Raw genomic sequence first — 13,170 nt, forward strand, 5'->3', positions numbered from 1 at the left:
TGCGGCTGCGGAGCAAGGTCGTCGAGGTCTGCGTCGCCGACGGGCGGGTGAACGGAGTGCGCCTCGAGGACGGCACCCCGCTGAGCGCGCCGGTAGTCGTCTCCGGCATCGCGCCCGACCTGACGGTCAACGGACTCATCGACGTGGGATCGGTGCCGGCCGAGGTGCGGGATCGGTTCTCCCGAGTGGACCATCGCGGCAGCTATCTGCAGATGCATTTCGCGCTCGACGGCATCCCGGAGTTCGCCGCACCCTACGAACTGCTCAACGACCCGGCGATGCAGTCCAACATCGGGATCTTCAGCACGCCTGAGGAATTGCAGCAACAGTGGGAGGACTGCAGGCGCGGGATCGTGCCCGCCGACCCGGCGATCGCGCTGCAGCTCCCGTCGGTCAACGACCCCGAGCTGGCGCCCCCCGGGAAGCACGCGGCATCGGCATTCTCGCTGTGGTTTCCCATCGAGGAAGGTGAACACTCCTACGGTGAGATGAAGGTCGAGATGGGCCAACGGGTGATCGAGAAGATCGGCCGACTGGCACCCAACTTCGAGAGCCTCATCCTGCGGCACACCACGTTCACGCCCAAGCACATGGGCACCATGTTCGGCGCGCCCGGTGGCGACTACTGCCACGGGCTGATCCATCCCGACCAGATCGGGCCGAACCGGCCGGGCCCCAAAGGCTATCTGGACCAACCCATCCCGATCGAGGGACTCTACCTCGGTAGCGCCGGTTGCCACGGCGGGCCCGGTATCACGTTCATCCCCGGCTACAACGCTGCCAAGCAGGCGCTGGCCGACCTGTCCTGAAGCCCGGCGAGAGTTTCAAACGGGTGGTGCAGGGAATGCATCGCCCATGGGAATCATCGTCGCTGTCACCGGGCCCACGGGCGAGATCGGCAAATCTGCCGTGGCGGCGCTCGAGGGCGTTGCCGAAGTCGACGAAATCTTCGGCATGGCTCGGCGGCCTTTCGACCCCGCCGAGCACGGTTGGACCAAAACCACCTATCTACAGGGCGACATCCTCGACCGAGCGGCGGTCGACTCCCTGGTCGCCCGCGCCGACGTGGTGGTCCATCTGGCCTTCATCATCATGGGTTCACGAGCCGACAGCGCTCGCGTCAACCTGCAGGGCACCCGCAACGTCTTCGAGGCGACTGTCGCCGCTTCGCGGCCACGGCGACTGGTGTACACCTCGTCGGTCGCGGCGTACGGCTATCACTCCGACAACCCGGTTCCGATCACCGAGAGCGTCCCGCCACGAGGCTCGCCCGAGCACTACTACTCCGAACAGAAGGCCGCATGCGAGGCCACGCTGGCCGAGGTTACCGACGGCACGACACTGGAAGTCTTCGTGCTGCGGCCGTGCATCGTGGCCGGACCCAAGGCGCCCGCACTGGCCGACGCCATGCCGTGGAGCCAGCTGCCCGGGCCGGTCAAGCAGATCACGCAGACCCTCCCGCTGTTGAAACCACCGTTCCCGGACCCGGGAATACCGCTGCAGTTGGTCCATCACGACGATGTGGCGACGGCGATTGCGTTGGCCGCCACCACCTCAGCTCCGCCGGGTGCCTACAACCTCGCCGGCGACGGACTGGTGTCGATGTCGGACGTGGCCCGCAAACTGGGCGCCCGTCCGGTGCGCGTACCGAAAGTCTCGGCCGCCGTGGCATCGGAGATCATCGCGCGGTTGCCGTTCGTCCCGTCGATGCTGGAGTGGCTGCACACCGGCCGCACCTCGGTCGTCATGGACACCACAAAGGCCAAAACTGAGCTGGGTTGGCAGCCGAAACACACTGGCGCCGAGACGCTGACCCAGCTGGCTGATTCCCTTTAACCCGTGGGGTCGCCGGTGTCGGCGGGACCGCTCGGTGTGGCGCCGCCCTCGTCCGACCAGTCCACGCCCTCCTCGGTGCCGTCCGTGCCGCGGGCCGGGTCGCTCTGCACGTCGTCGTCCGCGTTCGATGGGCCCGCGTCGGTGTCGGTGGTGTCGGGATCGTCCTTCTTCTGCTCGGTCACCGGCACTGACTACCCGCCGAAGTGGCGTTCTAGTCGCCAACTCATGGGACACCTCCCGGGCAACACTTAAGCTCAGCGCGATCTGATCTGAATGAGCGAAACCAAAGGCGTTGAAGCAGCCAGCGAATACCCCTAATTGACGGCCGGGTCCGGCCGTTCCCTTGCGTTGACAGCTAATTCGGACGTGCTTACCGTCCCGCCAGACCTGACGACGATGGGACCGAGTTTGAGCATGACTACAACTGCGTGGTCCCGGCCTGCGCTTGCCATGGGCGATTTCGTGGTGCTCGCGGGGGAGACGTTCGCGGCGATGTTCCGCCGCCCGTTCGCATGGCGCGAACTCATCGAGCAGATCTGGTTCGTCGCCCGGGTGTCGATAGTGCCGACGCTGGTGCTGTCGATCCCGTACACCGTGCTGATCGTGTTCACCTTGAACATCGTGCTGATCGAGGTCGGCGCCGGTGACCTCTCGGGCGCCGGTGCGGCGCTCGCGTCCGTGACGCAAGTGGGTCCGGTGGTCACCGCGATCGTCGTCTCGGGAGCCGGTTCGACGGCGATGTGCGCCGATCTGGGTGCGCGGACCATCCGCGAGGAGATCGACGCGATGAAGGTCATCGGTGTCAACCCGATCCAGGCCCTGGTGGTGCCGCGGGTGATCGCGGCGACATTCGTCGCGCTGATGCTGTATTCGGTGGTGGCAGTGGTCGGGCTGACCGGCAGCTACTTCTTCGTCGTCTTCATCCAGAACGTCACGCCCGGCGCGTTCGTCGCAGGCATGACGCTGCTGACCGGGCTGCCGCAGGTGATCGTCTCGTTGGTCAAGGCGTTGTTGTTCGGCCTGTCCGCCGGACTGATCGCCTGCTACAAGGGTTTACACGTCGGCGGCGGCCCGACCGCGGTGGGCACGGCGGTCAACGAAACCGTCGTCTTCGCGTTCATGGCGTTATTCCTCATCAACATCCTGGCTACGGCGTTCGGCGTGAAGGTGGCCCCGTGAGTGTGAGTGAGCTTGCGAGCGAACCAAAGGCACGGCGCGAGGTTGGATTCATCAACACCACCCGCAGGCTCGGGGAGCAGACCGCCTTCTACGGTCAGGCACTCGCTGCCACCCCCGACGCGGTTCGGCGTTACCCGACCATGGTGCTGCGCCAGATCGCCGGGATGGGCATCGGCACCGGCGCATTGGCCGTGATCGGCGGGACGGTCGTCATCGTCGGGTTCCTCACGCTGTCAACCGGCGCGCTGATCGCCGTGCAGGGCTACAACACGCTGTCCAACGTGGGAATCGAAGCCCTCACCGGTTTCCTCGGCGCGTTCCTCAACGTCCGGTTCATCGCGCCCGCCACGGCCGGTGTGGCCCTCGCCGCGACCATCGGCGCCGGCGCCACCGCGCAGATCGGCGCGATGCGGATCAACGAGGAGATCGACGCGCTCGAGGTGATGGGCATCCGCGTCATCACCTATCTGGCCTCCACCCGCATCGTGGCGAGCGTCGTCGCGGTGGTCCCCATTTACACTGTGGCCGTTCTGATGTCGTTCCTGGCGACCAGATTCGGTACGACGGTGATCTACGGGCAGTCGTCGGGTGTCTACGACCACTACTTCTCGACGTTCCTGCATCCGACCGATCTGCTGTGGTCGTTCGTCGAGGCGTTGGCGATGGCCGCGGCGGTGATGGCCGTGCACACCTACTACGGCTACACCGTGACCGGTGGACCGGCCGGTGTCGGTGAGGCGGTCGGGCGCGCGGTACGGATGTCGATCACCGCGGGCGTCTTCATCCTGCTGACGATCACGCTGTCGGTATACGGCCAGTCCGGCAACTTCCATCTGTCGGGATGACGGCATGAGCACAATCAATTCGCCTCGACGCGGCGGAATCGACCCGATCTGGTGGGCCCCGGTGCTGTTCGTGGTGACCGGTGCGCTGGTGGCGCTGACCGCGCTGCTGTTCTCCGGGTCGCTCAAGCGGTCGGTGCCACTCACGCTGGTGTCCGACCGGGCCGGGCTGGTGATGGAGGACGGCGCCAAGGTCAAGCTGCGCGGCGTGCAGATCGGCGAGGTCCACACGATCGGTGGTGAATCCGGGGTGGCGGGCGCCACCTCGAAGCTGGCGCTGAGGATCGATCCCGAACCGTTCTCTTACCTGCCGAGCAACATCGAAGCAGAGATCAAGGCCAGCACCGCGTTCGGCGCCAAGTACGTCGACCTCGTCGTGCCGCCGGATGCGAGTGCCGAGCCGTTGAAGCCGGGTTCGGTGTTGCATTCGCGCAACGTGACCGTCGAGGTCAACACCGTGTTCGAGAACCTGCAGTCGGTGGTGCGGTCGATCGACCCGGCGAAGCTGAACGCGGTGCTCTCAGCGGTCGCCGAATCCCTGCGCGGCAAGGGCGATGTCATCGGCCGGGCGATCACCGGCTCGAACAATGTGCTGCTCGCGGTGAACCCGCGCATGGACACCGTGCGACAGGACTGGCAGCTGTTCGGGCAGACAGCACAAGCGTATTCGACTGCGGCACAGAATATCTTGTCGACACTGGAGTCGTTCTCGACGACGAGCGCGACGATCTCCGGCCATGCCGGAGCGTTGGACGAGCTGTTGCTGTCAGCGGTCGGCTTCTCCACCTCGGGCATCTCCACGATCGGCGGAAACCAGCCCGCGCTGGCCCGCGCTCTCGACACCGCCGTGCCGACGACCAAGCTCCTGCAGACATATTCACCCACCTACGCCTGCCTGTTCCTCGGCGCGCAGTGGTTCCTGGAGAACGGGGGACGAGACGCATTGGGCGGCAACGGTAAATCGGTCATCATGGATGCGGCGCTACTCGCCGGTGACGATCCATACCGCTTCCCGGCCAACCTGCCGAAGGTCAACGCCAAAGGCGGGCCGGCCGGGAAGCCGAGCTGTGGTTCGCTGCCCGACGTCAGCAAGAACTATCCGGTCAAGTACCTCGTCACCGACACCGGTTTCGGCGACGGTCTGGACGTGCGGCCCAACCCGGGTATCGGATTCCCCGGCATCGCCAACTACTTCCCGGTGACCAAGCCGATTCCCGAGCCGCCGCGGATCCGCTACCCGGGTGGACCGGCGCCGGGTCCGCTGCCGCCCGCACCGGGGGGTGGACCGTGAGGAGGACCGGCCGCACGCTGACGCGGGTGGTGCTGTTCACCGCGATGTGCGTCGCGTTCATGTTCGTGCTGATGACCGTCTTCGGACAGTTCCGGTTCGACTCCCGCGCCACCTACAGCGCGGTGTTCACCAACGTCTCCGGACTCAAGGGCGGCAACTTCGTCCGCATCGCCGGCGTCGAGGTCGGCAAGGTCAAGAGCATGAGTCTGCACAAAGACGGCACGGTCACCGTCGAGTTCACCGTCGACAGGAACCTCACGCTGACTCAGGCCACCAGGGCGGCGGTGCGCTACGAGAACCTGGTCGGCGACCGCTACCTCGCGCTCGAGGAGGGCGCCGGCTCGGTGCGTAAACTTCAGGCGGGACAGACGATTCCGCTCGAACGGACCTCGCCGGCTCTCGACATCGACGCCCTGCTCGGCGGGTTCCGGCCGCTCTTCCGGGCGCTGGACCCAGACCAGGTCAACGCGTTGTCCGGTGAGCTGCTGCAGGTGTTCCAGGGCCAGGGCGGCACGATCGCCTCGGTCCTTGCCCACACGTCGACACTGACCTCGACGCTGGCGGGCCGCGACCAGCTCATCGGCGAGGTGATCACCAACCTGAACACGGTGCTCGGCACGTTCGCCGAGCGCGACGAGCAGTTCTCCCAAGGCCTGGACAAGCTTTCGCAGCTGGCCCAGGGGCTGGCCGACCGCAGATCCGACATCGCCACCGGGACCGCCTACATCAACGCCGCGGCGGGTTCGGTGGCGGACCTGCTGACCGAGGCGCGTCAGCCGATCAAGGAAGCCGTCACCCAGACCGACCGGGTCTCCGGTCAGATCATGGCGGACCGCGACTACGTCGACGATCTTCTCAAGACCCTGCCGGACGCTTATCAGGTCCTTGCGCGGCAAGGCCTTTACGGCGACTACTTCGGCTTCTATCTGTGCGACGCGATTCTTAAGGTCAACGGCAAAGGCGGCCAACCCGTGTTCGTCAAACTCGTCGGGCAGAGCACGGGGCGGTGTGCAGCCAAATGAGCCGACTTCGATTCAAGCGTCCCGAGATCAAGCCACTCGCCGAACGCAACAGACTCGTCGTGGGAGCGGTGGGCATCGCGCTCATCCTCGCGATCGTGGTCGCGGCGTTCTCCTACGACAGAATCCCATTCATCAAGGGGACCTCCGACTACTCGGCCTACTTCGCCGAAGCCGGTGGCATCAAGCCGGGCAGCGACGTCCGGGTGTCGGGCATGAGTGTCGGCAGGGTCTCCAGTGTCACGCTCGACGGCACCAAGGTGCTCGTCGACTTCACCGTGCGCGACGGCGTCGAACTCGGTGATCGAACGGAAGCCGCGATCAAGACCGAGACCGTGCTCGGCAACAAGATGCTCGAAATCACGCCGCGCGGTGACGGTGTGCTGGACGGCACCATCCCGCTCGAGCGGACGAAGTCGCCCTACGACCTGCCCACTGCCCTCGGCGATCTGACCACCACGATCAGCGCACTGGACACCACACAGCTGTCGTCGGCGCTGACCACACTCGCCGACACATTCCGCGACACGCCGCCGCAGCTGAAGACAGCGCTCGAGGGAGTGGCAAAGTTCTCCGACACCCTCAACACCCGCGACCGGCAACTGCGCAACCTGCTGGCCGACGCCAACAAGGTCAGCACCGTGCTCGGCAAGCGCAGCGACCAGATCGCCGCGCTGGTGGTGAACACCAACGCCCTGCTGAGTGAGATTCTGGCGCAACGGAACTCGGTCGACGCCTTGATGACCAATGTCACCGCGGCGTCGCAGCAGGTCTCCGGTCTGGTGGCCGACAACCGCACCCAGCTCAAGCCCGCGCTCGACAAACTCAACGGTGTGCTGGGAATTCTGGACCACCGCAAGACCGAACTGCAGCGGGTGCTGTACCTGTTGCGGCGCTACGCGATGTCCTTCGGTGAAGTGCTCGGCGCCGGCCCGTTCTTCAAGGCATCGCTGGTCAACCTCGCCCCAGGCCAGCTCGCCCAGCCGTTCATCGACGCCGCGTTCTCCGACCTCGGATTGGACCCCAGCGTCCTGCTGCCCTCGCAACTCGTCGACCCCGCTCTCGGTCAACCAGGCACACCCGCGCTGCCGGTGCCGTTCCCGCGCACCGGTCAGGGCGGTGAACCGAAACTCACCGTCCCCGAAGCGATCACCGGCAACGAGGACCCGAACCTGCCCGCGCAGTTCCCCGGCCGCTACCCGCACCGCGAGCCGCTGCCCGCGCCGCCGCCGGGTGGTCCGCCGCCCGGTCCCCCCGCGATCGACGGAGGCCAGTGACTATGCGCCGCAGAACGCTGCGAGCAGTGCGGATCGCCACCGCGGCAACGCTCGTCATCCTGCTGGCCGTCGCCCTCACCGTAGTGGCGACCCCGTGGTGGGACCGCGTCGCGAAGAACACCTTCGTCGCGTACTTCGCCAACGCCAACGGCCTCTACACCGGCGACGAGGTCCGCATCCTCGGTGTGGAGGTGGGCACGGTGGACGCCATCGATCCTCAGCCGAACCGCACGAAGGTCACCTTCTCGGTCGACAAGCAGGTCGATGTACCCGCAGAAGCGCGCGCGGCGATCCTGTCGCCGTCACTGGTCAGCGCACGAGCGATCCAGTTGGTCCCTGCATACTCCGGCGGCCCGAAACTCGCCGACGGTGCCACCATCCCGCAGGACCGGACCGCAGTCCCCGTCGAGTGGGACGACTTCCGCGAGCAGTTGGAGAAGCTCACCGAATCGCTGCAGCCCACCACGCCCGGCGGGGTCAGCGCAGCCGGTGAATTCATCAACAGCACCGCGAAGAACCTGCGGGGTAACGGCGCGACGGCCAGAGACACGGTGATCGAACTGTCGCAAGCGGTTTCGGCACTCGGCGATCACAGCACCGACATCTTCAGCACGGTGCGCAACCTGCAGCTGCTCGTGGCTGCGCTGTCGTCGAGTAGCGACCTGCTCGCGCAGTTCAACACCAATCTCGCCGACATCACCACTGCGCTGTCCAACACCCCGAACGAGGTCGCCGATGCGACCGCGAGCCTCGACGGCGCGGTCACCGACCTGCGCGGGTTCGTCGCCGAGAACCGGGAGGGTCTCGGGGAGACGTTCGATCGCGTCGCGTCCATCACCACGACGCTCAACGACAGCCGACAGGACGTCAAGCAGATCCTGCACATCACGCCGACGGTGTTCCAGAATTTCATGAACATCTACCAGCCGGCCCAGAGCTCGGTCACCGGCATCCTCGCGCCGGTGAACTTCGCAAACACCGTCCAGTTCATCTGCAGCGCAATCGAAGCGGCGGCCCGGCAGGGCTTCGAGCACTCCGCCAAGCTGTGCGTGCAGTACCTGGCACCGATCATCAAGGACCGCCAGTACAACTTCCCGCCGCTCGGCATCAACCCGTTCGTCGGGGCGTCGGCGCGGCCCAACGAAATCACCTACAGCGAGGATCGGCTGAAGGGGAGCCCCTCGAACCCGCCCGTGGCCACGCCCACCGACCCCAGCCTCGGCCTGCCGGGAATGATGGTCCCGCCGGGAGGGACGCCGTGAGGCGGGCGCTGGTCGTGCTGCTGGCCGCGGTGTGCGCGTCGGCGTTCAGCGGATGCGGCTGGCGCGGGCTGAACTCGTTGTCGCTACCGGGCACCGAGGGCGGCGGAACCGGGTCCTACACCATCCAGGCGCAGTTGCCCGACGTCGTGGTCATCCAGCAGAACACCCGCGTGCGGGTCGCCGACGTCAACGTCGGCAACGTCACCAAAATCGAAGTGCAGGACTGGCATGCGCTGGTGACGATGCGGATCAACTCCGATGTTCACCTGCCCGCGAACAGCACCGCGAAAGTCGGGACCACCAGCCTGCTGGGCTCCATGCACATCGAGCTCGCGCCGCCCGCCGACCAGCCGCCGCGCGGTGAACTCAAGGACGGCTCGGTGATCCCGTTGTCGGCGTCCGGGACGTATCCGACGACCGAGCAGACGTTGGCCGCCGTGTCGATACTCCTCAACGGCGGCGGCCTGGGCCAGTTGCAGGAGATCAACCAGACCTTCGCCAAGGCGCTCGCCGGCCGCGAGAGCGAGATGCGCAGCCTGCTCGACCAACTCGACATCTTCATCGGCCGGCTCAACGAACAGACCGACGACATCATCACCGCGACCGAGAACCTCAACGCACTGGCGGGCCAGGTGGCGGCGAAAGACGACACCGTCGACAGAGCGCTCACGACGATCCCGCAAGCCATTGCGGTACTGGCGGATTCGCGGGAGAAGATCGCCAACGCCGTCCACGCGCTCGGCCAGTTCAGCGCGATCGCGACCTCGACGGTCCAGCAGACCAAGGAGTCGCTGGTGGCCAACCTGCGCAACCTCGCGCCGGTGCTGCGCGAACTGGCCAACGCGGGTCCCGCCCTCACCAGGGGGCTCGACTTCCTGTCGACGTATCCATGGGTCAAGAGCACGATCCCCAACTGGTTCCGCGGTGACTTCGCGAATATCACGCTCGTGATCGACCTGACACTGAGCCGCATCGACGCCGGCTTGTTCACCGGCACTCGGTGGGAAGGCGACCTGACCGAACTGGAACTGCAGTGGGGCCGCACGATCGGCCAGAAGCCCAGCCCGTACACGGCGGGCAACCCGCTGGTCGCGCCGTACCGGTGGGGAGCCTACTGACATGGTGCGGTTGCCGCGCACGGTGTGGATCCAGTTGGGGATCCTGGCTGCCGTCACGCTCATCGCCGGTGGCGTGATGGCTTTCGGGTTCGTCAAGGTTCCGGCCCTGGTCGGAATCGGCCGCTACCACGTCACTTTGGAGTTGCCGTCGTCGGGCGGGCTGTACCCGTCGTCCGTGGTGACCTACCGGGGACTGGAGATCGGCAGGGTGACGTCGGTCGACGTCACCCCGAACGGGGTTCGCGCCGTCCTCAAACTCGAGTCGTCGAGGAAGGTCCCCGCCGACGTGTCGGCGGCCGTGCACAGCCGCTCGGCGATCGGTGAACAGTTCGTCGAGCTGACCCCGGCACCGGACACCGACGACGCGACCGCTCCGGCGCTGCACGACGGTTCGGTCATCCCGGCGGCCAAGGTGGCGGTGCCACCCGACGTCGCCAATCTGCTCGATGCGACGAACCGTGCACTGCAGGCGATTCCACAGGACAACCTGCGCACCGTGGTCGACGAGGCCGCCACCGCTGTCGCCGGGCTGGGCCCGGAACTGTCGCGCATCGTCGACGGCTCGACCAGGTTGGCGATCGACGCGGGAAAGACGGTGGACCCGATAGTCGGTCTCATCGATCAGTCCCCGCCGGTGCTCAATTCGCAGGTGCAGACCGCGGATTCGATCCGGACCTGGGCCGACCGGATGGCGTCGATCACCGGGCAGCTGAAAGCACAGGATGCTGCGTTCGCCGACCTGCTGCAGTCCGGTGCACCGACGCTAAAAGAGGGCCGCGCGGTCCTCGACCGCATCAGCTCGCCGTTGCCGCTGCTGCTGGCGAACATGGTCAGCCTCGGCGACATCGCGATCGACTACCGCAATGACATCGAGCAACTGCTGGTGTTGTTCCCCCAGGGAACAGCGGTGATGTCGGCCATCATCCTGCCCAACGCCAACACCAAGCAGGACTACAAGGGCGTGTACCTCGACTTCAACCTCAACCTCAACCTGCCGCCGCCATGCAACACGGGCTTCCTTCCGGTGCGCCAACAGCGATCGCCGTCGGAACAGGACGCGCCTGAACGGCCCGCCGGCGAGCTGTACTGCCGGGTGCCGCAGAACTCGGACCTGAATGTCCGTGGGGTACGCAACATTCCGTGTGCAACCGTGCCGGGCAAGCGGGCGCCGACGGTCGAGATGTGTGAGAGCGACGAGCAGTACGTCCCACTGAACGACGGCTACAACTGGAAGGGCGACCCGAACGCGACGCTCAGCGGTCAGGGTGTCCCGCAGTACCCACCGGGCCAGGATCCGAGGCAGCCAACACCGGCTGCCCCGCCTGCCTCGCCTGTCTTGGCGGTGCCCTACGACCCCGCCTCCGGCGACTACATCGGCCCGGACGGCAAGCCGCACACCCGCGCCGACCTCGCGCACCCGCAGCACCGGACGTGGCAGTCGATGCTGGTGCCGCCGGGCTAGCGCGCCATCGTCGAATTCGGCGCGGCCCAGTCGGTCGAGACCAAGCGGTGCCGGATCAGCCAGTGCCCGCCGACCGGGACGAACACGTCGCGGTAACGGCCGTAGTGGTCGAGGCCGATCTCGGTGAACACGGTGAAGTAGCAGGCGACCTCCGCCCGGGCCGGCGTCAGCTCGCCGAACCGGATGTTGGCCACGTTGTGGCGCACGATGCGTTTGACGTTCGACGCCGAGGCCGCCGCATTCGGCGCCGCGACCGCGCCACCGAGGAACTCGACGATCGCGGTGCGCCCCTGCACCGGAGCGCTGCCCCGCACCTCGAGAGTCCCGTCGTCGCAGAACGCAGCGGCCAGCTCGTCGAGCCGCATCGCGTCTCCCGACCAGTTGTACTGCGCCAGGGTGTCGCGGATGCGTTCTCGGGCGCAAAGCTCCCAAAGCTCCATGCGGTCAACGGTAACGGCGCTAGTGTCACGCCATGGCAACCAGCGATTCCCGCGAGGTCGTGATCGACGCGAGCCCGGAGGAGATCCTCGACGTCATCGCCGACGTCGAATCCGCGCCGGAGTGGTCGTCCCAACACCAGGGCGCCGAGGTGCTCGACAGGGACGGCAACGGACGACCGGGCCGCGTGCGGCTCAAGCTGAAGACGATGGGCATCTCCGACGAGCAGGTGGTGCAGTACACCTGGTCCGACAACAAGGCCAGCTGGGACCTGCTGGAATCCACCCAGCTGAAGACGCAGAGCGCGTCGTACACGCTCACCCCTGACGGCGACAAGACCAAGGTGCGCTTCGAGATCACCGTCGACCCGGCGGTGCCGATTCCCGGCTTCGTCCTCAAACGCGCGATGAAGGGCGGCTTGGAAGCGGCCACCGACGGCTTGCGCAAGCAGGTGCTCAAGGTCAAGAAGGGCCGTTAGCCCGCGGCTTCCAGTTCGTCAGGCTCGGCGATCGTCAGCACGGCGTCGACGATGAAGGGGTCGGCCTGCAGCTGCGTCTCCAGGCGCCGAAGCGTCTCGGCGACCCTCGATTCCACGGCGTCGCCCTCGAGGTCGACGCTGGCCACGAGGAACATCTGCTTCGGTCCGACGAACACCAGTCGCACGAAGCGCACCGCGGCGACCTCGGGTAGGCCCGCGATGCGTTTGACCGCGGCCTCCCGCACCCGCGGATCGGCCGGCTCACCGACCAGGAATCGGCGGTTGCGGTCGATGAGGATCACCGCGATCACGCCGAGCAGCAGGCCCACCATGATCGACCCCAGGGCGTCCCACATCGCGTTGCCGGTGAGCTGGTGCAGGCCAATTCCCAAGGCGGCGATGAGGATTCCGATCAGCGCCGCGGTGTCCTCGGCGAACACCGCGCGAGTCGTCGGGTCCGAGGTGTCGAGCACGTGGTCGAGCAGGTCGCGCTCGAAGCGACGCGCCTCGGTGCGCAGTTGGCGCACGGCCTGCAGCAGCGAAACGGACTCGAGTGCGAACGCGACGCCCAGCACGACGTAGGCGACCAGATAGTTCTCGGGCCCCGACTCGCCGTGCAGGAGTTCGGTGATGCCGTGCCAGACGGACAGCGAACCACCGACGACGAACAACCCGACGGCCGCCAACAACGACCACACGTACGCTTCGCGGCCGTAGCCGAACGGGCGGTCGGCGTCGGGTGGTCGGCGGCTTCGACGGTTGGCGACAGCCAGCAGTCCCTGATTGCCGGCGTCGGCCCAGGAGTGGGCGGCCTCGGCGGTCATCGACGCCGAACCCGTCACGACGGCTGCCGCCGTCTTGGCGAGAGCCACGGCGAGGTTGGCGCCGAACGCGATGAGGACGGTCAGGGTGCTTTCGCCGGACTCGGTTTCGGCCACCTTTCCAGTCTGCTCGCCTGACCCGCGGCG

Annotated in this window: 14 protein-coding genes; 11 read left to right on the forward strand and 3 right to left on the reverse strand. The window is 66.7% G+C overall.

Features of this window, described 5'->3' with window-relative positions; all coding sequences use genetic code 11:
- Both A5663_RS18690 and A5663_RS18695 read left to right on the forward strand, forming a co-directional pair.
- On the forward strand, positions 1-809 hold an 809-nt coding region (locus tag A5663_RS18690), incomplete at its 5' end, for an NAD(P)/FAD-dependent oxidoreductase (RefSeq protein WP_197503456.1).
- Between the two features lie 46 nt (positions 810-855).
- Positions 856-1,836, forward strand: a complete 981-nt coding sequence (locus tag A5663_RS18695; protein WP_068152491.1) for an NAD-dependent epimerase/dehydratase family protein — start codon at positions 856-858, stop codon at positions 1,834-1,836.
- Here the strand turns inward: A5663_RS18695 and A5663_RS18700 are convergent.
- Positions 1,833-2,018 carry a hypothetical protein gene (locus A5663_RS18700; protein ID WP_068152574.1) on the reverse strand — a complete coding sequence of 62 codons (186 nt, stop codon included), beginning with the start codon at positions 2,016-2,018 and terminating at the stop codon, positions 1,833-1,835. The genes A5663_RS18695 and A5663_RS18700 overlap by 4 nt on opposite strands.
- A gap of 232 nt (positions 2,019-2,250) precedes the next feature.
- On the opposite strand from A5663_RS18700, the gene A5663_RS18705 reads away from it, so the two are divergent.
- The 8 genes from A5663_RS18705 to A5663_RS18740 are packed head-to-tail and all read left to right on the forward strand — an operon-like array spanning position 2,251 to position 11,286.
- Complete coding sequence (locus A5663_RS18705) at positions 2,251-3,015, forward strand: ABC transporter permease (RefSeq protein ID WP_068152492.1); 765 nt, start codon at positions 2,251-2,253, stop codon at positions 3,013-3,015.
- 2 nt (positions 3,016-3,017) lie between these two features.
- Positions 3,018-3,860, forward strand: coding sequence for an ABC transporter permease (locus tag A5663_RS18710; protein WP_068152495.1), 843 nt, complete (start codon positions 3,018-3,020; stop codon positions 3,858-3,860).
- A gap of 4 nt (positions 3,861-3,864) precedes the next feature.
- Positions 3,865-5,148 carry an MCE family protein gene (locus A5663_RS18715; protein ID WP_068152500.1) on the forward strand — a complete coding sequence of 428 codons (1,284 nt, stop codon included), beginning with the start codon at positions 3,865-3,867 and terminating at the stop codon, positions 5,146-5,148.
- Positions 5,145-6,170 (forward strand): MCE family protein, encoded by a 1,026-nt coding sequence (locus A5663_RS18720; protein ID WP_082974235.1) that lies wholly within the window; start codon positions 5,145-5,147, stop codon positions 6,168-6,170. The genes A5663_RS18715 and A5663_RS18720 overlap by 4 nt, the downstream gene beginning before the upstream one ends.
- Positions 6,167-7,444, forward strand: coding sequence for an MCE family protein (locus tag A5663_RS18725; RefSeq protein WP_068152502.1), 1,278 nt, complete (start codon positions 6,167-6,169; stop codon positions 7,442-7,444). The genes A5663_RS18720 and A5663_RS18725 overlap by 4 nt, the downstream gene beginning before the upstream one ends.
- The gene (locus tag A5663_RS18730) at positions 7,441-8,706 is read left to right on the forward strand and encodes a virulence factor Mce family protein (protein WP_082974236.1); all 1,266 of its coding nucleotides are present in this window, start codon (positions 7,441-7,443) and stop codon (positions 8,704-8,706) included. Before A5663_RS18725 ends, A5663_RS18730 begins: the two co-directional genes overlap by 4 nt.
- The gene (locus A5663_RS18735; protein ID WP_068152508.1) at positions 8,703-9,824 is read left to right on the forward strand and encodes an MCE family protein; all 1,122 of its coding nucleotides are present in this window, start codon (positions 8,703-8,705) and stop codon (positions 9,822-9,824) included. Before A5663_RS18730 ends, A5663_RS18735 begins: the two co-directional genes overlap by 4 nt.
- Position 9,825: 1 nt before the next feature.
- The gene (locus tag A5663_RS18740; RefSeq protein ID WP_068152511.1) at positions 9,826-11,286 is read left to right on the forward strand and encodes an MCE family protein; all 1,461 of its coding nucleotides are present in this window, start codon (positions 9,826-9,828) and stop codon (positions 11,284-11,286) included.
- Here A5663_RS18740 and A5663_RS18745 read toward each other — a convergent pair.
- Positions 11,283-11,726, reverse strand: coding sequence for a nuclear transport factor 2 family protein (locus tag A5663_RS18745; protein WP_068152514.1), 444 nt, complete (start codon positions 11,724-11,726; stop codon positions 11,283-11,285). The genes A5663_RS18740 and A5663_RS18745 overlap by 4 nt on opposite strands.
- Positions 11,727-11,758: 32 nt before the next feature.
- Here A5663_RS18745 and A5663_RS18750 point away from each other — a divergent pair, with 32 nt between their 5' ends.
- Positions 11,759-12,202 carry an SRPBCC family protein gene (locus tag A5663_RS18750; RefSeq protein ID WP_068152518.1) on the forward strand — a complete coding sequence of 148 codons (444 nt, stop codon included), beginning with the start codon at positions 11,759-11,761 and terminating at the stop codon, positions 12,200-12,202.
- Here the strand turns inward: A5663_RS18750 and A5663_RS18755 are convergent.
- On the reverse strand, positions 12,199-13,140 hold the full coding sequence (locus A5663_RS18755; RefSeq protein ID WP_068152523.1) for a cation diffusion facilitator family transporter: 942 nt from the start codon (positions 13,138-13,140) through the stop codon (positions 12,199-12,201). The genes A5663_RS18750 and A5663_RS18755 overlap by 4 nt on opposite strands.
- Positions 13,141-13,170 lie beyond the last annotated feature (30 nt).

Source organism: Mycobacterium sp. E740, from assembly GCF_001672895.1.
Lineage (GTDB): Bacteria > Actinomycetota > Actinomycetes > Mycobacteriales > Mycobacteriaceae > Mycobacterium.